The sequence below is a fragment of the Streptomyces griseus genome, assembly GCF_001715295.1.
GTDB classification, from domain to species: domain Bacteria; phylum Actinomycetota; class Actinomycetes; order Streptomycetales; family Streptomycetaceae; genus Streptomyces; species Streptomyces griseus_G.
In genome coordinates, this window is record NZ_MDKB01000002.1 from 1,087,368 (window position 1) to 1,108,108 (window position 20,741).

Annotated in this window: 17 protein-coding genes and 1 tRNA gene; 8 read left to right on the forward strand and 10 right to left on the reverse strand. The window is 69.1% G+C overall.

All coding sequences use genetic code 11. The annotated features are described in order from the left end of the window. Positions 1 to 14 precede the first annotated feature (14 nt). The 8 genes from BA175_RS11420 (at position 15) to BA175_RS11455 (ending at position 7,057) form a co-directional block, all read left to right on the forward strand. The gene (locus BA175_RS11420; protein WP_069171180.1) at positions 15 to 959 is read left to right on the forward strand and encodes a phage tail family protein; all 945 of its coding nucleotides are present in this window, start codon (positions 15 to 17) and stop codon (positions 957 to 959) included. A 45-nt stretch (positions 960 to 1,004) separates the two neighbouring features. Further along, on the forward strand, positions 1,005 to 2,204 hold the full coding sequence (locus BA175_RS11425; protein ID WP_069171181.1) for a hypothetical protein: 1,200 nt from the start codon (positions 1,005 to 1,007) through the stop codon (positions 2,202 to 2,204). A gap of 8 nt (positions 2,205 to 2,212) precedes the next feature. Beyond that, positions 2,213 to 3,319 carry a hypothetical protein gene (locus BA175_RS11430; protein ID WP_069171182.1) on the forward strand — a complete coding sequence of 369 codons (1,107 nt, stop codon included), beginning with the start codon at positions 2,213 to 2,215 and terminating at the stop codon, positions 3,317 to 3,319. A 3-nt stretch (positions 3,320 to 3,322) separates the two neighbouring features. After that, on the forward strand, positions 3,323 to 4,039 hold the full coding sequence (locus tag BA175_RS11435; protein WP_069171183.1) for a hypothetical protein: 717 nt from the start codon (positions 3,323 to 3,325) through the stop codon (positions 4,037 to 4,039). Positions 4,040 to 4,090: 51 nt separating this feature from the next. Continuing rightward, the gene (locus BA175_RS11440; RefSeq protein ID WP_069171184.1) at positions 4,091 to 5,551 is read left to right on the forward strand and encodes a phage tail protein; all 1,461 of its coding nucleotides are present in this window, start codon (positions 4,091 to 4,093) and stop codon (positions 5,549 to 5,551) included. 76 nt (positions 5,552 to 5,627) lie between these two features. Then, on the forward strand, positions 5,628 to 6,545 hold the full coding sequence (locus tag BA175_RS11445) for a peptidoglycan-binding protein (protein WP_069171185.1): 918 nt from the start codon (positions 5,628 to 5,630) through the stop codon (positions 6,543 to 6,545). Positions 6,546 to 6,558: 13 nt separating this feature from the next. Continuing rightward, positions 6,559 to 6,810: a hypothetical protein gene (locus tag BA175_RS11450; RefSeq protein ID WP_069171186.1), complete on the forward strand. Its 252-nt coding sequence runs from the start codon at positions 6,559 to 6,561 to the stop codon at positions 6,808 to 6,810. Beyond that, positions 6,797 to 7,057: a hypothetical protein gene (locus BA175_RS11455; RefSeq protein ID WP_069171187.1), complete on the forward strand. Its 261-nt coding sequence runs from the start codon at positions 6,797 to 6,799 to the stop codon at positions 7,055 to 7,057. Before BA175_RS11450 ends, BA175_RS11455 begins: the two co-directional genes overlap by 14 nt. A gap of 96 nt (positions 7,058 to 7,153) precedes the next feature. Here the strand turns inward: BA175_RS11455 and BA175_RS11460 are convergent, their stop codons facing one another. The 10 genes from BA175_RS11460 to BA175_RS11505 all read right to left on the reverse strand — a co-directional run bounded on the left by BA175_RS11460 (position 7,154) and on the right by BA175_RS11505 (position 20,687). Continuing rightward, on the reverse strand, positions 7,154 to 11,053 hold the full coding sequence (locus BA175_RS11460) for a DNA-directed RNA polymerase subunit beta' (RefSeq protein WP_069171188.1): 3,900 nt from the start codon (positions 11,051 to 11,053) through the stop codon (positions 7,154 to 7,156). 129 nt (positions 11,054 to 11,182) lie between these two features. Further along, positions 11,183 to 14,668 carry a DNA-directed RNA polymerase subunit beta gene (gene rpoB, locus BA175_RS11465; RefSeq protein WP_069171189.1) on the reverse strand — a complete coding sequence of 1,162 codons (3,486 nt, stop codon included), beginning with the start codon at positions 14,666 to 14,668 and terminating at the stop codon, positions 11,183 to 11,185. Positions 14,669 to 15,269: 601 nt separating this feature from the next. Next, entirely contained in the window at positions 15,270 to 15,653 is a 384-nt protein-coding gene (rplL, locus tag BA175_RS11470; RefSeq protein WP_069171190.1) for a 50S ribosomal protein L7/L12, read from the reverse strand. A gap of 84 nt (positions 15,654 to 15,737) precedes the next feature. Further along, entirely contained in the window at positions 15,738 to 16,295 is a 558-nt protein-coding gene (rplJ, locus tag BA175_RS11475; RefSeq protein WP_069171191.1) for a 50S ribosomal protein L10, read from the reverse strand. A 293-nt stretch (positions 16,296 to 16,588) separates the two neighbouring features. Continuing rightward, on the reverse strand, positions 16,589 to 17,500 hold the full coding sequence (locus BA175_RS11480) for a hypothetical protein (protein ID WP_069171192.1): 912 nt from the start codon (positions 17,498 to 17,500) through the stop codon (positions 16,589 to 16,591). Between the two features lie 122 nt (positions 17,501 to 17,622). After that, positions 17,623 to 18,345 carry a 50S ribosomal protein L1 gene (gene rplA, locus BA175_RS11485; RefSeq protein WP_069171193.1) on the reverse strand — a complete coding sequence of 241 codons (723 nt, stop codon included), beginning with the start codon at positions 18,343 to 18,345 and terminating at the stop codon, positions 17,623 to 17,625. A gap of 82 nt (positions 18,346 to 18,427) precedes the next feature. Continuing rightward, a complete protein-coding gene (gene rplK / locus BA175_RS11490) occupies positions 18,428 to 18,862 on the reverse strand; it encodes a 50S ribosomal protein L11 (protein WP_003967000.1) in 435 nt (144 codons plus the stop codon). Between the two features lie 373 nt (positions 18,863 to 19,235). Further along, positions 19,236 to 20,147 carry a transcription termination/antitermination protein NusG gene (gene nusG, locus BA175_RS11495; protein WP_069171194.1) on the reverse strand — a complete coding sequence of 304 codons (912 nt, stop codon included), beginning with the start codon at positions 20,145 to 20,147 and terminating at the stop codon, positions 19,236 to 19,238. A 73-nt stretch (positions 20,148 to 20,220) separates the two neighbouring features. Continuing rightward, positions 20,221 to 20,508 (reverse strand): preprotein translocase subunit SecE, encoded by a 288-nt coding sequence (gene secE / locus BA175_RS11500; RefSeq protein ID WP_069171195.1) that lies wholly within the window; start codon positions 20,506 to 20,508, stop codon positions 20,221 to 20,223. 106 nt (positions 20,509 to 20,614) lie between these two features. Beyond that, positions 20,615 to 20,687 (reverse strand) — tRNA-Trp (locus BA175_RS11505). Positions 20,688 to 20,741: the final 54 nt, after the last annotated feature.

The window sequence follows — 20,741 nt, forward strand, 5'->3', positions numbered from 1 at the left end:
GGTGACGGCCCCTCATGGCCGAGAACACAACCGCATACGCCCAGGAGACCGCACCCGGCTCACTGATCACCCGCGACGGGCAGATCCAGTGGGCCGGACTGCTGATGGGCCCCGGCACGCCGTACGAGATCGACCGCACCGGCATCACCGGCTGGGACGACCTGCCGGTGCTGGACACCGGTGACATCACCCGTCCCGACCAGCACGGCGCCTGGCCCGGTGCCCGCTGGGCGCAGCCCCGGCTCGTCGGCGCCTCCGTCTGGCTGCTGCCCCGCACCACCGGGCAGGCCCTCGGGGTCGTCTCCGCCTTCCGCGCCGCCACCGGCGCCGACGGCGGCGAGCAGTGGCTGGCCGTGCGGCTGCACGGCGAGACCCTGGCCGTCCGGGCCAGGGTCAGCCGCCGCGTCGTACCGCAGGACCGGTCCTTCGTGGTGCACGGCGCGGCCAGGACCAGCCTCCAGTGGACCGCCACCGACCCGCGCCGGTTCGGGGTCGTCCTCCGGGAGGCGCAGGCCTCGCTGCCCGTCATGGAGCCGGGCCTGGTCTGGCCGGACCAGCCCGGGGCCGGCGGGATGGGGCTCGAATGGCCGCTGGAGTGGGGGACGACCGGTACCGCCGGCACCTGCACCGCCGTCAACGAGGGCGCGGCGGCGGCCCACCCGGTGATCGAGTTCCGCGGCCCGCTCCGGCGCCCCGCGCTGACCCGGCTCGGCGACGGCCGGCAGCTCCAGTACGACATCGTCCTGGGCCCCCAGGACGTACTGACGGTGGACACCGAGTCCGGCACGGTGCTGCTCAACGCCACCGCTTCCCGGCTCTACACCGCGTCCCCCACCTCGGTGCCCGAGCAGCTGTTCCAGCTGCCGCCGGGCACCACGGAGCTCGCCTTCCGCTCCGACGACGCCACCCCCGACCCCCGGGCCTCGGTCACCCTGCGCTGGCGTGACGCCCACTGGTGACCCCCGCAGGCCACGCCCGACACCCCATCACCACAGGAGGAAGAGATGCCCGTACGCAGTGCCTGGCTCGTGAACCGCACCGACACCGTGACCGGTCAGTCCCGGTCCGACACCCGGCTCGCCCCCGTCGGCACCATGGCCCCGAGCGGCGCGCTGACCAGCACCAGCGGCGTGATCCCGGGTTCCGCCGACGGCAGGTACCTGATGTCCGGTCTCTACGTCTTCGGCGAGAGCGCCGGGATGAAGGCCACCGTCGCACCGGGCCGCGCCGTGATCCAGGGCCTGGCACCCGCCGGCGCCTACCCGGTCGTCCTCACCGACTACACCGAGGTGACCTTCGAGGACGGAGACGCGTCCAACCCGCGCATCGACCTGGTCGTCCTCCGCGTGTACGACAACCAGTTCGACGGCGAAGGCCGTACGGAAGCGGTTCTGGAGGTCGTCGTCGGCAAGGCGGAGGCGACCCCCCAGCCGCCGCTGCTCCCGGACGCCTCGCTCCCCCTCGCCCGGGTCCACGTACCGGCGGGCGCCTCGGTGGGTACGGGGGGCATCGCCTGGGCCGACGCCGTGTACGACCTGCGCGTGTCGACGGTGGCCGTCGGCGGCATCCTCGCCGACTCCTGGAACCGCGAGACGCCCGGCGGATACCCGGGCCAGTACCGCGACACCTCGGCCGCCCTCCAGCGGTGGGACGGAACCCGCTGGGCGAACTACCCGCGCCAGACCGGCGGCATCGCCCCGCAGGGCGCGCTCGCGGCGGGCGAGTACACCGGCCAGTACCGCGACGAGGCCGGGCGGCTCCAGCGCTGGGACGGCACCGTCTGGCGGCCGGCCGTCCCGTCCACCGCGTACGCGTACAACACCGACGGCGGGTACTGCGCCACCACCGACTGGGTGGAGGCGGTGACCGGCACGACCGGCCCCACGATCACCGCCACCTTCACCGTGCCGGTGACGGGAGCGGTCCTGGTGACCGTGGGCTTCATGGGGAACACCGGGGTCGACGGCCAGTGGAGCCGCATGGGCGCCAACATCCGCAAGGACGGGGTGCTGGTCGTCGGCGCGCACGAGGTCCGCTCGGCGACGGTCGGGTCCAAGGCCCTGACCTCGGTGTCCGCCACCCACCGCGTCACAGGACTCCAGGCCGGCGCCGTCTACACGGCGGTCGCCGCCTACTGCACGTCGGCAACCAGCAACCCGGGCTGGTTCGACAACCGTTTCGTCCGCGTCGACCCGCTCGTGTGAGGCAGCCGATGACCGCATCCGTCACCACGCCCGTCTACCGGGCGCTCTTCTGCGACCTGCGCACCGACCGCCTGCTGGACGTGCTGCCGCTCACGGAGACCAAGTTCGACGACTACATAGGCAAGCCCGGATCACTCACCGCCAACGTCCCGCTGCCCGAGGGCGCCCTGGCCGCCCGGGCGCGGGCGGCGCTCCAGCCCGGCCGCACCGCGGTCTGGCTGGAGCGCGACGGCGACATCTGGTGGGGCGGGATCCTCTGGACCTGCACACCTGTCTCGGACGAGCAGGGCCGGCTGATGGTGCAGTTCCAGGCCGGCACGTTCGACTCGTACCTGGACCACCGCATCCTCGCCCACGACCTCACGGGCACCGGCATGGACCAGTTCGACATCGCGCGCAGCCTGATCAATCACGCCCAGGAACAGCCGGGCGGCGACATCGGGATCAGCCCCGGGCACGACCGGTCGGGAGTGGTCCGGGACTTCTCCTACGCCTACTCCGCGCTCGCCCGGATCCGGGAACTGCTCGACAAGCTCGGTCAGCTGAGCGACGGCTTCGAGTGGCGCATCCACTGCTACCGGGACGCGGAGGGCCGCCGGGTCAAGCGGCTCCAGCTGGGTCACCCGCAGATCCGCACAGGACACGCGGACATCGTGCTGGACCACCCGGGCCAGATCCTCACCTACAGCCTGCCGACGGACTCCACCGTGCAGGCGAACGTCTGGGTGGCACGGGGCGAGACGGCCAACACCGACCAGTCCCAGGAGTCCCAGCCGCTGACCGTGAGCGAGGAGTCCGCCGAGGATCTGGAGAACGGCTGGCCGCGTCTGGAGATCACCTCCGACCACGGCGGGGTCACGGACGAGGCCACCCTGCGTTCGCTCGCCCGCGCCGAACTGGCCCGGCAGGGCCGTCCGGAGGTCATCCCGGAACTCACGGTGCTGCTGGACGGGCGGATCACCCCGGCGCTCCTGGGCGCCCGGGTCCGGCTGCGCATCCACGACCTGTGGCATCACGAAGGGCTCGACACGCAGTACCGGATCGTCGGCATGGCCGTCACCCCGCCGCAGCGCACCAAAGCCGAGACCGCCGTCCTCTACCTGGAAGGAGTGTGACCCGTGGCGATCATCCCCACCGATCTCCTCGACCGTATCCGCGCACTGGAACGCCAGGTCAGGGAGCTGATGGGCAGTGCCAACACCACGCCGGCGCTGAACCAGATCATGGGCGGCGAGGTCGTCATCGGCGACCAGGGCCGGCTGCGCGTACGCACCTCCGGTGACGAGGACCTGCTGTACCTCGGCCGGGTCCAGCCGGACCGGGGCGAGAACGACCCGCAGCAGGGCTTCGTCGTACGCCGCGACGACGGCTCCCTGGCCCTGACCGTGTGGACGGCGGCCCCGGACACCCTGCCCGTCCAGCCGGTCCAGATCCTCGACCGCCGGGGCAACGTGGTCGTCGCCGACGACGCCGGACACGGCGGCCTGGCCCGCCCCTACATCCCGTACCCGCTGCCCGGCCCGGCCGACGCGGCGCGCTGGGAGTCCACCGGATCGACCGCCTGGACGACGCTCTACCGGGGTCCCGGCATGGTCCAGCACCCCCGGCTGCACTGCGTGATCGCCGCCGAGGGCAGTACGGGCGCCGAGGTGCGGCTGCTCGTCGACGGCGTCCCGCTCGGGGCGGCGGGCGGGCCGGGAAACGGGCTGGTCCTCACCGAGCGGCTGCCCGCCGCCTTCGGCGCCACGGTCACCTTCGAGATCCAGGCCAGGGTCGCGGCCACCGGGGACACCCTGCGCTGCCGGCCGCTCGCCCTGTACGGCATCCAGTCCTGACACCCGCCGGACCGGACGGCCATCCCATCAACCACCGAGGAGGGCACCCGCGTGCTGCCTGAAAACATTCCCACCGTCACCGTCACCGCCCGCTACATGACCCCCGACGGCCGCCCGATGAGCGGCACCGTCGAATTCCGGCCCCCGGCGCTCCTCACCCACGCCGAGGAGGACCTCTTCCTGGGCGGCCCGACCCGGACCACGCTGGACGCCGAGGGCAGGCTCAGCGTCGTCCTGCCCGCCACCGACGCCCCGGGGTGGAATCCGACCGCGTGGACGTACACCGTCACGGAGAAGCTCGCCGGGCTCGCCCGCGGCGGACGCACGTACCAGATCGCGCTGGCCGCCGCCGTCCCCGCCGTGGACCTCGCCGACATCGCTCCGGCCGATCCGGGCACACCGCAGTACGTGGCCGTGCCGGGGCCGCCGGGACCCGCCGGCGAACTCGGCCCGCAGGGACCCGCCGGGCCGGCCGGTGCGGTGCACTCCGTCAACGGACACACCGAGGCCGACATCCTGCTGGGCGCGGCGGACGTCTCGGCCCTCGCCTCCACGGCGGCGGGAGCGCCCGGCGGTGTCGCCACGCTCGGCGCCGACGGGCTGGTCCCGGCCGCCCAGCTCCCGGCGGGCGGCGGAGCCGTCGCCTCCGTCAACGGCAAGACCGGTGAGGTCCTGCTGACCGCGAACGACCTCGGCGCCCTGACCCAGGCGGCGGGCGACGCCCGCTACCTGGCACTCGACGGCGCCCCCGTCACCTCGGTCAACGGCCTGACCGGCCAGGTCACCCTCGCCGCGTCGGACGTGGCGGCCGTACCGGCGGGCGAGGGCGTACTGCTCACGGGGGCCCAGAGCATCGCGGGCGCCAAGACGTTCGTCACCCCGCCCTCCACGACGGCCGCCCCGACCACCGCCGACCAGCTGACCCGGCGCGGTTACGTGGACGCGGTCTCCTCGGCGGGCACCTGGTCCCCGTCGTCCGTGGGATTCAGCGGCTGGGCGTTCGACCCCGCGACGTCCTCGGCGAACTCGGTGCAGTACTGCATCAACGGCTGGGTGTACCTCATCGGCATCCCGCTGCACGCGCCCACCACGGTGAAGAACATCGTGTTCTACGTCGCCGGGTACGCCGGGAACAGCGCGCTCGCCGCCTCCTCCTACGCCGGTCTCTACACCAGCTCCGGTGCCCGGGTCGGGCTGACCGCGTCCCTCTCCACGCTCATCCCCGCGACGGAAGGCAAGACGGTGATCTGCCCGCTGCCCACCGCCTACAACGCGGTACCCGGCAACTACTGGGTGGGTCTCGTCGTCAACGGACCGAGCCCCGCCAACAGCGGCCCTGGCTTCGCCCGCGGCGCCAGCATGGGCGAAGCACCGGCAGGCAGCGCCCGGATGCCCAACGCGTTCATCCGCCACGGCCGTCTGAGCACCACCGGCCAGACCGCGCTGCCCACCTCCTTCAGCACCAGCAGCGTCGTCGCCGACTCCAACGCCATCTGGGCGGCGCTCTCCTGACCCCGCCCTCCCCAGGGGCCCCGCGTCACCCGGCGGGGGGCCCCTTCGCGTACCCCTACCGGAAGGAACACCGCCCATGGCCACACCTCTCACCGCCGACCAGCTGCTCGCCGCGTTGCGCGCCGAAGGCGTCGACGTCGTCGAGTACGGGAGCTGGCGCACCCACAACCGCAACCACGTGGGCGCCTGGGGCCCGCTGAACGGCGTGATGATCCACCACACCGTCAGCAGCGGCACCGACGCCTCCGTCGAGCTCTGCTACAACGGCTACGCCGCGTTGCCGGGACCGCTCTGCCACGGTGTGATCGACAAGGCCGGCACCGTCCACCTGGTCGGCAACGGGCGGGCCAACCACGCCGGCGGCGGCGATCCCGCCGTGCTCGACCGGGTGATCGCGGAGGACTACGGCGACCGGCCGCCCGCCCCGCACGAACACGAGGGCAGTGCCGGGTCCGTCGACGGCAACGCCCGCTTCTACGGCTTCGAGTGCGTCAACCTCGGCGACGGCGAGGACCCCTGGCCGGCCGCCCAGCTCGACGCGATCGAACGCGTCTCGGCGGCCGTCTGCCGGGCCCACGGCTGGACCGCGCGCAGTGTCATCGGCCACCTGGAGTGGTCCGACTGGAAGGTCGATCCGCGCGGCTTCACCATGCCGTCCCTGCGGGACCGCATCGCCACCCGGCTCGCCGGCCCGGCGAGCGGTGCCTCCGCGGGCAAGCCGTCCGGCGGGAGCACCGCCCCCCGCTACCAGCCGTTCCCCGGGGCCTCCTTCTTCACCGGACGCACCAGCTCCCCCCTGATCACCGCCATGGGCCGCAGGCTCGTCGCCGAGGGCTGCTCGTCCTACGCCGTCGGGCCGGGCCCCCGCTGGACCGAGGCGGACGCCCGGTCGTACGCCGCCTGGCAGCGCAAGCTCGGCTTCCGGGGCGCCGACGCCGACGGCGTGCCGGGGCGTACCTCCTGGAACGCCCTCAAGGTCCCGTACACGAAGTGAGGAGTCCCCAGCCATGTCCGACGCCGCCCGCCGTACCGCCCGCACCGTGGTCCAGACCGCCCTCGCGCTTGCCGTGCTTCTGCCCGCGCTTGTCGACGCGTCCGGACTTCCGGCGACCCTGCCCCGGGTCGCCGGGGCCCTGGCCGTCGCGGGGGCGCTGACCCGCGTCATGGCCGTACCCGGGCTGCAGGCCCTTCTCCCGGCGTGGCTCCGCACCGAACCGCCCGGGACCGACACCACCGGAGCCGCCCATGACCGAGACTGACCCGGGCAACGCCGTCGCCGTGGCCCTGGAGCTGGAACGCCTGCGCGGCAGCCTGGAGGCCGGCTTCGCCCGCGCGGACGGCCAGCTGGCGCTCCTGGTGCAGCGCAGCGACCAGACCGACAAGCAGCTGGCCGACCACGAGGCCCGCCTCGACACGCTGGAACGTTCCCGCTGGCCGCTGGCGAGCATCGGCGCGCTCACCGCGACCGCCGCCCTCGTCCTCGCCGTGTGGGAGATCATGCGCTGACCCGCGTCCGGGGCGGCCGGCCCGGCGCGCGCACGCAGAAGGGCGCCCACCCCGTGCACGGTACTCGCCGGGGGTGGGCGCCCTTCTCACTCACTGCTACTGGTTGTACGGACCGTAGTCGTAGTCCTCCAGCGGAACGGCCTGGCCGGAGCCCGTGCCGAACGGCGAGTAGTCGATGTCGTCGTAGCCGACGGCCGAGTACATCGCGGCCTTGGCCTCCTCGGTCGGCTCCACCCGGATGTTGCGGTAGCGGGACAGACCCGTACCGGCCGGGATGAGCTTACCGATGATGACGTTCTCCTTGAGGCCGATGAGCGAGTCGGACTTGGCGTTGATCGCCGCGTCCGTCAGCACTCGGGTCGTCTCCTGGAAGGAGGCGGCCGACAGCCAGGATTCCGTCGCCAGCGAGGCCTTGGTGATACCCATCAGCTGCGGACGGCCGGAGGCGGGGTGTCCGCCCTCGGTGACCACACGACGGTTCTCGGTCTCGAACTTCGACCGCTCGACCAGCTCGCCCGGCAGCAGCTCCGCGTCGCCGGACTCGATGATCGTCACACGGCGCAGCATCTGCCGGATGATGATCTCGATGTGCTTGTCGTGGATCGACACACCCTGCGAGTTGTAGACCTTCTGGACCTCGCCGACCAGGTGGACCTGGACCGCGCGCTGACCGAGGATCCGCAGCACGTCGTGCGGGTTGGTGGCACCGACGGTGAGCTTCTGGCCCACCTCGACCGCGTCGCCCTCGCCGACCAGGAGACGGGCACGCTTGGAGATCGGGAACGCCGTCTCCTCGCTGCCGTCGTCCGGGGTGACGACGAGCTTCTTGGTCTTCTCGGTCTCCTCGATACGGACGCGGCCCGCCGCCTCCGAGATCGGGGCGACACCCTTGGGCGTCCGCGCCTCGAAGAGCTCGACGACACGCGGCAGACCCTGGGTGATGTCGTCACCGGCCACACCACCGGTGTGGAAGGTACGCATCGTCAGCTGGGTACCGGGCTCACCGATGGACTGGGCGGCGATGATGCCGACCGCCTCACCGATGTCGACCAGCTTGCCGGTGGCGAGCGAGCGTCCGTAGCAGAAGGCACAGGTGCCGACCGCGGACTCACAGGTCAGGACCGAGCGGGTCTTGACCTCCTCGACGCCGGCGCCCACCAGGGCGTCGATCAGGACGTCACCGAGGTCGACGTTGGCAGGCGCGATGACCTTGCCGTCGACGACGACGTCCTCGGCGAGCATGCGGGCGTAGACCGAGGTCTCGACGTCGTCCGTCTTGCGGAGGACACCGTCGGCACCCTTGACGGCGATCTTCAGCTTGAGGCCGCGGTCGGTGCCGCAGTCCTCCTCGCGGATGATCACGTCCTGCGAGACGTCCACCAGACGACGGGTCAGGTAACCCGAGTCGGCGGTACGCAGGGCGGTGTCCGCCAGACCCTTACGGGCACCGTGCGTGGAGATGAAGTACTCCAGAACGGTGAGGCCCTCACGGAAGGACGCCTTGATCGGACGCGGGATGGTCTCGTTCTTCGCGTTCGACACCAGACCACGCATACCCGCGATCTGACGCATCTGCATCATGTTTCCTCGGGCACCCGAGTCGACCATCATGAAGATGGGGTTCGTCTTCGGGAAGTTCGCGTTCATCGCCTCGGCGACCTCGTTGGTCGCCTTGGTCCAGATCGCGATGAGCTCCTGCGTGCGCTCGTCCTTGGTGATCAGACCGCGCTCGTACTGCTTCTGGACCTTCTCGTCCTGCTCCTCGTAGCCCTTGACGATGGCCTTCTTGGCCTCGGGCACGACGACGTCGGAGATGGCCACGGTCACACCGGAGCGGGTCGCCCAGTGGAAACCGGCCGCCTTCAGGTTGTCGAGCGTCGCCGCCACGATCACCTTGGGGTAGCGCTCGGCCAGGTCGTTGACGATCTCGGAGAGCTGCTTCTTGCCCACCGAGTAGTCGACGAACGGGTAGTCCTCGGGCAGCAGCTCGTTGAAGAGCGCGCGGCCCAGGCTCGTACGCAGCCGGAAGGTGTCCCCCGGCTGGTACTCGGGCTCGCCCTCCTCGGCGACCGGCGGCACCCAGCCACGCGGCGGGATGGTGCCCACCGGGAAGCGGATGTCGACCTTGGCCTGGAGCGACAGCTCGCGGGCGTCGAAGGCCATGATCGCCTCGGCCGTGGAGCCGAAGGAGCGGTCCGTGCCCTTGACGTCACGGCCCTCCTCGTCCGTGGTGAGGAAGAAGAGGCCCAGCACCATGTCCTGGGTCGGCATGGTGACGGGACGGCCGTCGGCCGGCTTCAGGATGTTGTTCGAGGACAGCATCAGGATGCGGGCCTCGGCCTGCGCCTCCGCGGAGAGCGGCAGGTGCACGGCCATCTGGTCACCGTCGAAGTCCGCGTTGAACGCGGTGCAGACGAGCGGGTGGATCTGGATGGCCTTGCCCTCGACCAGCTGCGGCTCGAAGGCCTGGATGCCCAGGCGGTGCAGGGTGGGCGCACGGTTCAGCAGCACCGGGTGCTCGGCGATGACCTCTTCGAGGACGTCGTACACGACGGTGCGGCCACGCTCGACCATGCGCTTGGCCGACTTGATGTTCTGCGCGTGGTTCAGGTCCACCAGGCGCTTCATCACGAACGGCTTGAACAGCTCCAGCGCCATCGCCTTCGGCAGACCGCACTGGTGCAGCTTGAGCTGCGGACCGACGACGATCACGGAACGCGCGGAGTAGTCCACGCGCTTGCCGAGGAGGTTCTGGCGGAAACGGCCCTGCTTGCCCTTCAGCATGTCGCTGAGGGACTTCAGGGGACGGTTACCGGGACCGGTGACCGGGCGACCGCGGCGGCCGTTGTCGAACAGCGCGTCGACGGCCTCCTGCAGCATCCGCTTCTCGTTGTTCACGATGATCTCGGGGGCACCGAGGTCGAGAAGGCGCTTGAGGCGGTTGTTGCGGTTGATCACACGGCGGTACAGGTCGTTCAGGTCGGAGGTCGCGAAGCGGCCACCGTCCAGCTGCACCATCGGACGCAGGTCCGGCGGGATGACCGGCACGCAGTCGAGCACCATGCCCTTGGGCTTGTTGCTGGTCTGCAGGAACGCGGAGACGACCTTGAGGCGCTTGAGCGCACGGGTCTTCTTCTGGCCCTTGCCGGTGCGGATGATCTCGCGGAGGCGCTCGGCCTCCTCGTCGAGGTCGAAGGACTCCAGGCGCTTCTGCAGCGCGGCGGCGCCCATGCAGCCGTCGAAGTACGTGCCGAAGCGGTCACGCAGCTCGCGGTAGAGCAGCTCGTCGCCCTCGAGGTCCTGGACCTTGAGGTTCTTGAAGCGGCTCCACACCTCGTCGAGACGGTCGATCTCGCGCTGCGCACGGTCGCGCAGCTGCTTCATCTCACGCTCCGCACCTTCGCGCACCTTGCGGCGCACGTCGGCCTTGGCACCCTCGGCCTCGAGCTCGGCCAGGTCGGTCTCGAGCTTCTTGGCGCGGTTCTCGAGGTCCGAGTCGCGGCGGTTCTCGACCTGCTGACGCTCGACGGAGACGTGCGCCTCCAGCGACGGGAGGTCGCGCGTGCGGCGCTCCTCGTCGACGAACGTGATCATGTACGCGGCGAAGTAGATGACCTTCTCGAGGTCCTTCGGCGCGAGGTCCAGCAGGTAGCCCAGACGCGACGGGACGCCCTTGAAGTACCAGATGTGGGTGACGGGAGCGGCAAGCTCGATGTGGCCCATGCGCTCACGGCGCACCTTGGCGCGCGTGACCTCGACGCCACAGCGCTCACAGATGATGCCCTTGAAGCGGACACGCTTGTACTTGCCGCAGTAGCACTCCCAGTCCCGGGTCGGACCGAAGATCTTCTCGCAGAAGAGTCCGTCCTTCTCGGGCTTGAGCGTGCGGTAGTTGATGGTCTCCGGCTTCTTCACTTCGCCGTGGGACCAGGTCCGGATGTCGTCCGCGGTGGCAAGGCCGATCCGCAGCTCGTCGAAGAAGTTGACGTCGAGCACTTGTCGTCAATCCCTCTTTCGGGGGTTCGAGCCCCCTCGCGTCACGCGAGAAATCGGGGCACTTCAGCAATGGTCTGAACGGGTCCGGGGAGAGCCGGCCGGATCACGGGGATCCGGCCGGCCAACCCGTCAGACCTCTTCGACGCTGCTCGGCTCGCGCCGGGACAGGTCGATACCGAGCTCCTCCGCCGCGCGGAAGACGTCCTCGTCCGTGTCGCGCATCTCGATGGACATGCCGTCCGAGGACAGCACCTCCACGTTGAGGCAGAGCGACTGCATCTCCTTGATGAGCACCTTGAAGGACTCGGGAATGCCGGGCTCGGGGATGTTCTCGCCCTTGACGATCGCCTCGTAGACCTTCACGCGGCCGGTGACGTCGTCGGACTTGATCGTCAGCAGTTCCTGGAGGGCGTATGCGGCGCCGTAAGCCTCAAGGGCCCACACCTCCATCTCACCGAATCGCTGCCCACCGAACTGCGCCTTACCACCCAGCGGCTGCTGCGTGATCATGGAGTACGGACCGGTCGAGCGGGCGTGGAGCTTGTCGTCGACCAGGTGGTGCAGCTTGAGGATGTACATGTACCCGACCGAGACCGGGTCCGGGAACGGCTCGCCGGAGCGGCCGTCGAACAGCTGGGCCTTGCCGGAGGGCTGGACCAGCCGGTCGCCGTCGCGGTTCGGGATCGTGGCTCCGAAGAGACCGGAGATCTCGTCCTCGCGCGCACCGTCGAAGACGGGCGTGGCGACGTTGGTGCCGGGGGCGACCTTGTCGGCGCCGATGGCCTGCAGGCGCTGGGCCCACTCGTCACCGAGGCCGGAGACGTCCCATCCGCGGCTGGCGAGCCAGCCGAGGTGAATCTCCAGGACCTGTCCCGGGTTCATTCGGGACGGGACACCCAGCGGGTTGAGGATGATGTCGACCGGGGTGCCGTCCTCCAGGAACGGCATGTCCTCGATCGGCAGGATCTTGGAGATGACGCCCTTGTTGCCGTGACGGCCGGCGAGCTTGTCACCATCGGTGATCTTGCGCTTCTGCGCGACGTAGACGCGGACCAGCTGGTTCACGCCCGGCGGCAGCTCGTCGCCCTCTTCGCGGTCGAAGACGCGGACGCCGATGACCTTGCCGATCTCGCCGTGCGGCACCTTCAGCGAGGTGTCGCGCACCTCGCGCGCCTTCTCACCGAAGATCGCGCGGAGCAGGCGCTCCTCCGGGGTCAGCTCGGTCTCACCCTTGGGCGTGACCTTGCCGACGAGGATGTCACCGGCGACGACCTCGGCACCGATGCGGATGATGCCGCGCTCGTCGAGGTCGGCGAGGACCTCTTCGGAGACGTTCGGGATGTCCCGGGTGATCTCCTCGGGGCCGAGCTTGGTGTCACGGGCGTCGACCTCGTGCTCCTCGATGTGGATCGAGGAGAGGACGTCGTCCTGCACGAGGCGCTGCGACAGGATGATCGCGTCCTCGTAGTTGTGACCCTCCCACGGCATGAAGGCCACGAGCAGGTTCTTGCCGAGGGCCATCTCGCCGTCCTCGGTGGCCGGACCGTCGGCGAGCACCTGGCTCTCGACGACCCGGTCGCCCTCGGAGACGACGACCTTCTGGTTGACCGAGGTGCCCTGGTTGGAGCGCATGAACTTGGCGATGCGGTACGTGGTGTACGTGCCGTCGTCGTTCGTCACGGTGATGTAGTCCGCGGAGACCTCCTGGACCACACCCGACTTCTCGGCCTTGAGCACGTCACCGGCGTCGGTGGCACAGCGGTACTCCATGCCGGTGCCGACCAGCGGCGCCTCGCTCTTGATGAGCGGGACGGCCTGACGCATCATGTTCGCGCCCATGAGGGCGCGGTTGGCGTCGTCGTGCTCGAGGAACGGGATCATCGCGGTGGCGACCGACACCATCTGGCGCGGCGAGACGTCCATGTAGTCGACGTCGTCGCCGGGGATGTAGTCGATCTCGCCGCCACGACGGCGGACCAGGACGCGGGCCTCGGTGAAGCGCATGTCCTCGGAGAGCGTCGCGTTCGCCTGGGCGATCACGAAGCGGTCCTCTTCGTCGGCCGTGAGGTAGTCGACGTCGTCGGTGACGACGCCCTCGACGACCTTGCGGTACGGCGTCTCGATGAAGCCGAACGGGTTGATGCGCCCGTAGGAGGCGAGCGAACCGATCAGACCGATGTTCGGGCCTTCGGGCGTCTCGATCGGGCACATGCGGCCGTAGTGCGACGGGTGCACGTCGCGGACCTCGAAGCCGGCCCGCTCACGGGAGAGACCACCCGGGCCGAGGGCGTTGAGACGACGCTTGTGCGTCAGGCCCGACAGCGGGTTGTTCTGGTCCATGAACTGGGACAGCTGGCTGGTGCCGAAGAACTCCTTGATGGAGGCGACGACCGGCCGGATGTTGATCAGGGTCTGCGGCGTGATCGCCTCGACGTCCTGGGTGGTCATGCGCTCGCGCACGACGCGCTCCATACGGGCGAGACCCGTACGGACCTGGTTCTGGATCAGCTCACCGACGTTACGGATACGGCGGTTGCCGAAGTGGTCGATGTCGTCGGTCTCGACCATGATCGAGCGGCCGGACTCGCCGACCGTCTCGGTCTCACCGGCGTGCAGCTTCACCAGGTACTTGATGGTGGCGATGATGTCGTCGCTGGTGAGGACACCGGCGTCGAGCGGCTCGTCGGCGCCGAGCTTCTTGTTCACCTTGTAGCGGCCGACCTTCGCGAGGTCGTAGCGCTTCGGGTTGAAGTAGAGGTTCTCGAGCAGCGTCTGAGCGGCCTCGCGGGTGGGCGGCTCGCCCGGACGCAGCTTGCGGTAGATGTCGAGCAGCGCGTCGTCCTGGCCCTGGGTGTGGTCCTTCTCCAGGGTGGCGCGCATGGACTCGTACTCGCCGAACTCCTCGAGGATCTGCTCGGTGGTCCAGCCGAGAGCCTTCAGGAGGACGGTGACGGACTGCTTGCGCTTGCGGTCGATGCGGACACCGACCATGTCGCGCTTGTCGATCTCCATCTCCAGCCAGGCACCCCGGGACGGGATGATCTTGGCGGAGAAGATGTCCTTGTCGGACGTCTTGTCGATGGAGGAGTCGAAGTAGACGCCCGGCGAGCGGACGAGCTGCGACACCACGACACGCTCGGTGCCGTTGATGACGAAGGTGCCCTTGTTGGTCATGAGCGGGAAGTCGCCCATGAAGACCGTCTGGGACTTGATCTCGCCGGTCTCGTTGTTGGTGAACTCGGCGGTGACGAAGAGCGGGGCGGCGAAGGTGAAGTCGCGCTCCTTGCACTCGTCGATCGAGTTCTTCGGGGGCTCGAAGCGGTGGTCGCGGAACGTGAGCGACATCGACCCGGAGAAGTCCTCGATCGGGGAGATCTCCTCGAAGATTTCCTCCAGGCCGGACTTGGTGGGGACGTCTTGTCCGCTGTCCAGAGCAGCCTCGACGCGAGCCTTCCAGGCGGCATTGCCGAGGAGCCAGTCAAAGCTCTCGGTCTGCAGCGCGAGGAGGTTCGGAACCTCGAGGGGCTCCTTGATCTTTGCAAAAGAGATGCGCAGCGGGGCGGTGCTGGCACCGTTGTTCGTATTCGAGGTCGAGGCGTTGCGCGAGGCGGCCAAGAGGGGGTCCTTCCGAGGGCTCGGACTCACTACGCGCGTACCGGCCCCAAGCCGCACACAGAGACAGAAATCCCAAGGTCAGGGACTGATCGGTCATCGGCGTCAGGCGTGGGCATGCCCCTGGTGACGGGCAGGAGGCAGCTAACAGGCAGCGCAAAGGGTCAGTGTAGCCAAACGCCACACTGATGTCCAGTCGCGGTTCTCAGAGACCCACGTTGCTCTCAACAGCTGTGCTCAACACCTATGAATAGCCCTCGCGCGGTGTGCGCTCTTCTTTACTGCCCTCTTCGCTCCCGATCCATGCCTCGGATGCGGATCGAGATGACGACGCGTCCTGAGAATTGCGCGCCGCGTGCGGTTCGTCAAGGCCCCCGGGCCCCGGACGGACGGCCGGCGATCTTCACCCGGCGCCCGGAGGTCCCCGGTTGACGCCTGGAGAAACGCACGGCGAAAGATCACCCTACTCGTCGCGGCCGGAAGATCAAGGCAGCCTCCGCACGCACGCCGAAGGGCGACCACCCGGATGGGTGATCGCCCTTGGCGATGTGACATCTCCGCCTCACGGCAGAGACGGTCCTGAGGAGTCAGAGGACTCGCAGGGTCACTTGACCTCGACGGAGGCGCCGGCGCCCTTGAGGGACTCGGCAGCCTTCTCGGCGGCCTCCTTGGCGACCTTCTCGAGGACGGGCTTCGGGGCGCCGTCCACGAGGTCCTTGGCCTCCTTGAGGCCCAGCGAGGTCAGCTCACGCACGACCTTGATGACCTGGATCTTCTTCTCGCCGGCGCCGGTGAGGATGACGTCGAACTCGTCCTGCTCGGCAGCGGCCTCGGCCGGGGCGCCGGGCGCGGCAACGCCGGCGGCGGCGACCGGGGCGGCGGCGGTGACGTCGAACTTCTCCTCGAAGGCCTTCACGAACTCGGAGAGCTCGATGAGGGTCATCTCTTCGAACTGCGCGAGCAGGTCGTCCTGGGACAGCTTCGCCATGACAGGCGTCCTTCCACTATTCGGCAGGTGCCGGATGTATATGTCGGCGGGCGTACGTGGAGCCCGCTGGACCGCTGAGCGAAATTACTCGGCGGCCTCGGCGGGAGCCGGAGTACCGGCACCGCCCTGCTCTTCCTTCTTGGCACGAAGCGCTTCCGCGGTGCGGACGAACTTCGAGGGCAGCGCCTGGAAGAGCGCGGCAGCCTGAGACTGCTTGCCCTTCATGGCACCGGCCAGCTTGGAGAGCAGAACCTCGCGGGACTCGAGGTCCGCAAGCTTCTTGATCTCATCGGCGGACAGCGCCTTACCGTCAAGGACACCGCCCTTGATGATGAGGTTGGGGTTCTCCTTGGCGAAGTCACGAAGACCCTTCGCCGACTCCACCGGGTCACCGGTGACGAAGGCAACCGCCGTCGGACCCGAGAACAGGTCGTCCAGCGCGTCGATCCCGGCCTCGTTGGCCGCAATCTTGGTCAGCGTGTTCTTCACCACGGCGTACTGGGCGTTCTCACCGAGCGAACGGCGCAGCTGCTTGAGCTGTGCCACGGTGAGACCCCGGTACTCGGTCAGCACGGCGGCGTTCGAGCTGCGGAACTGGTCCGTCAGCTCGGCTACCGCGGCAGCCTTGTCGGGCCTTGCCATGAGCGTCGGCCTCCTTCCGGGTGATGAGGACCGCTCAGAAGGGGCCGGTAAAGACGAAACGCCCCGGCGCAGGCGCCAGGGCGTAGCTCGACCGGACGGAATCCGGGAGCTTTCCACAGTCACCTGCGCAGGTCGCCCGTTCTCGACGGATCCTTCGGTCACCGGCCTCTTGCGAGTGCACGGCAACGACCAGCGGTCTTTGGCTTCCTGTGGAGCGTACGCGACCGGAGCCGCGCGGAGCAAATCCGTCCAGGTTCGACCGGGGCGGGAGGTTTACGGCGAGGCCGCGGGGGTCAGGACGCGCCCGCCGTTCCACCCTGCTGCCGCCCCAGGATGTCCTTGAAGTCGACCGTGTCGGCCGCCGCCGGCTTCTCCACCCGGACCTCGGTGCCGTAGTCGCTGTAGAAGACCGTCGAATTGAGCGCGCCGGTCTTCGTCTCACCCTTCTCGGTCTTCTTCACCAGCAGGTTGTCCTTGTCGACCCAGATGTCGACCGTCTCCGTCGTGATGCCGAGCCCGCTCAGCTGCTTCTTGAAGGCGGCCAGCTGACCGGCGTCCAGGGCCGAGGTCTTCGCGGTCAGCTCCGCGACGTCGACCGTGCCGGAGTAGTGGGTCGTGGCGACGCCCCGTACGTCCTCCTGGCCGACCTTCTCGACGTCGCCGGAGGCCAGCAGCGCGTTCACCCCCTGCTGCGGGGTGCTGTTCTGCATCTGCTCCTTCATGACCTCGCCCGAGGCGCCCGCGAGCTCGGACAGGTCCGCGTAGCCGTACCGGATCCAGTGCTTGCCGCCCACGTTCGCCGCGAAGGCGTCGCCCATGTTGGCGTAGTACTCGTCCTTGAGGTAGCGGGCCTGCATCGAGCCGTCGCCGCCGGACTGCTTCAGGGCGTCGCCCATGGTGCCGCCGGTGTACGTGATCGTCAGCGCGCCCGTGATCCCGTCCGACCAGTCGATCGCACCGGACTGCCTCATCGACATGGCGGAGCCCATGACCGTGGTGCCCTCCACGGTGGCCGACTGCGCCCCGCCGGTCTCCTTCTGCACCAGGCGCAGCGCGGCGACGGCGTCGGTCCCCCTCGCGCCCCCGCCGCTCCGGCCGCCGTCGTCCGCCGTGGAGGCGTCAGGCCCTCCGCAGGCGGCCACCGACATCAGCGCCGCCGCTGCCGCGACCGCGATCCCCGTCCGCCGCACCGTCGTGGTCATCATGTAACGCTCCACCCCTTGGTCCACAGATTCGTCGTACGGATACGAGGACGGGCCCCGCACCTCGGAAGGTTGCGGAGCCCGTCACATGCCGTGAAAACCGGCTACCGGGTGAGCACGGTGGCTCAGACGGCGGCCGGGTCCTCCTCGACGAGGAGGTTGCGCACGCGGTTGGCGTCCAGCGGGATGCCGGGGCCCATCGTCGTGCTCAGGGTCGCCTTCTTGATGAAGCGGCCCTTGGCGGCGGACGGCTTCAGACGGAGGATCTCCTCCAGCGCCGCGCCGTAGTTCTCGACCAGCTTCGTGTCATCGAACGAGGTCTTGCCGATGATGAAGTGCAGGTTCGAGTGCTTGTCGACGCGGAACTCGATCTTTCCGCCCTTGATGTCGTTGACAGCCTTGACGACATCGGGGGTGACGGTGCCGGTCTTCGGGTTCGGCATCAGACCACGCGGACCGAGCACGCGGCCCAGGCGGCCGACCTTGCCCATGAGGTCCGGCGTGGCGACGACGGCGTCGAAGTCCAGACGACCCTTCGCCACCTCGTCGATGAGCTCGTCGGCGCCGACGATGTCGGCGCCCGCGGCTTCCGCGGCCGCAGCACGGTCACCGGTCGCGAAGACCAGGACCCGGGCGGTCTTGCCGGTGCCGTGCGGGAGGTTCACGGTGCCACGGACCATCTGGTCGGCCTTGCGAGGGTCGACACCCAGGCAGAAGGCGACCTCGACGGTGCCGTCGAACTTCGTGGTGGCGGTGTCCTTGGCGAGACGGACGGCCTCGAGCGGGGCGTAGGTACGCTCCCGGTCGATCTTCGCGTCCGCAGCGCGGAGGTTCTTGCTGCGCTTCACTTCTACTCCTGTGGGTTTGCGAGTGTGGAGTCGTGGTGCGGACCAGCGCTTGGTCCTACCACTGAGGGCTTGCGGGGCTGAATCAGCCTTCGACCGTGATGCCCATGGAACGAGCGGTGCCAGCGATGATCTTCGACGCGGCGTCGAGGTCGTTGGCGTTCAGGTCGGGGAGCTTCGTCGTGGCGATCTCGCGGACCTGGGCGGCCGTCAGCTTGGCGACCTTGGTCTTGTGCGGCTCGCCGGAGCCCTTGTCCACGCCCGCGGCCTTGAGGATCAGCTTGGCGGCCGGCGGGGTCTTGGTCACGAAGGTGAAGGAGCGGTCCTCGTAGACCGTGATCTCCACCGGCACGACCATGCCACGCTGCGACTCGGTCGCGGCGTTGTAGGCCTTGCAGAACTCCATGATGTTGACGCCGTGCTGGCCGAGCGCGGGGCCGACCGGCGGGGCCGGGTTGGCCGCACCGGCGTTGATCTGGAGCTTGATAAGCCCCGTGACCTTCTTCTTCTTGGGAGGCATTGCTCTCTCCGGGTCCTAGTGAGAGTGTTTCGCCGCCATTCCGGTCTTCCGGACGGAGGCATACCGCGCAACGATAACGGGTATAGGTGCGCGACCAAAAACCGAGCAGGTCAGACCGGCTGCGAAGCCGGTCTGACCTGCTCGGTAGGCATGTGTCCAGAAGCGTGCGGGACGTCCCTGCCGGTGCAGGGACGGCGCTGGGCCGTGTTCCGAAAGTAGCGTCGTCTGCCCGGAGGGCAGGTCCGGCGGCGTCTGGTGCGTGTGATCGCAAGGCGGAGGGGCGTGCCGATACTGGATGTATCGGCACGATCCGACAACGCGGCGAGTGCGCGTACCAGGCGTCGTTGGACAGACGGGACTTTCGGAATACGGCCTAGTTCTTCTGGATCTGGTCGAAGCTGAGCTCGACCGGGGTCTCGCGGCCGAAGATCTCGACGAGGCCCTTGACCTTCTTCGAGTCGGCGTTGATCTCGTTGATCGTCGCCTGCAGGGTGGCGAACGGCCCGTCGGTGACGGTGACCGAGTCGCCCACCTCGAAGTCCAGCACCTGGACCTCGACCTTGCGGGCCGGAGCCGGCTTGCCCTCGGCCTCGGCGGCCTCGCGGGCCGCCTTCTCCTCGGCCTCGGGGGCGAGCATCTTGACGATCTCGTCCAGGGTCAGCGGGTACGGGTCGTAGGCGTTGCCCACGAAGCCGGTGACGCCGGGGGTGTTGCGGACAACGCCCCAGGACTCGTTCGTCAGGTCCATGCGCACCAGGACGTAACCCGGGAGCTTGTTCTGACGGACGTTCTTCCGCTCGCCGTTCTTGATCTGGACGATCTCTTCCTCGGGCACCTCGGCCTGGTAGATGAAGTCCTCGACGTTGAGCGAGACGGCGCGCTGCTCCAGGTTGGCCTTCACGCGCTTCTCGTAGCCGGCGTACGTGTGGATGACGTACCACTCACCGGGGAGACCGCGCAGTTCCTCGCGCAGTGCGGCGACGGCGTCGACGGGGGCGGCCGGCTCGGCGGGCTCCGCCTCGTCCTCGGCGGCCTCGTCACCGGCGGCGTCGGTCTCGTCCGCGTCCGTCTCCTCGGACGCGGCGGCCTCCTCGGCCTCCGCCTCCTCGTCGGACCCGACGCTCACGGCGTCCTGCTCGGCGGGCTCGCCCGCAGCGGCGTCAGCAGCTTCGACCTGGTCCGGGGCCACGGCATCCGCCGCCTCGACGATGTCGAGCTCGTCCTCGGCGGACTCGACGGCGCTCGCCGTGGGCTCGGCGTCGTCGTTCAGGTTCGGGTCAGACACGATGGCTGCTTCTTCCTGGATACATATGGGTGGAACATGCGAAAGGAGCGCCCATGAGGCGCCCTCCGCGGGATCAGCCGAAGACGTACTTGATGACCCGCGCGAAACCGAAGTCAATCACGGTAACGAGACCGATCATGACGACCACGAACATGATCACGACGGCCGTGTACGTCGTCAGCTGGCTGCGCGTCGGCCATACGACCTTGCGGAGCTCGGCGACGATCTGTCGGTAGAAGAGCGCGAGGCGGCCCAGCGGGCCCTTCTTGCCGCGCTTGCCGCCCTTGCGGTTCTTCTTCTTCGACTCGAGGGCTTCGTCCTCGGCATCAGGCATGTCGATGGAGCCCACGGCGTCCGTCACGCTACTCACCTGATTCCGGGTCATGGCCGTGCCGCGCCCGGTGGAGCCGCACGGCGGTGCATTGAAGTACGTACATGCGCACACATCCTGGCGAAGGAGTGTGTAGCAGGGCCGGAGGGACTTGAACCCCCAACCGCTGGTTTTGGAGACCAGTGCTCTACCAATTGAGCTACGACCCTTTGTGGTTTCCACCAACCTACCGCATCCTGCCCGGGGTGCCGGGTGCGAAAACG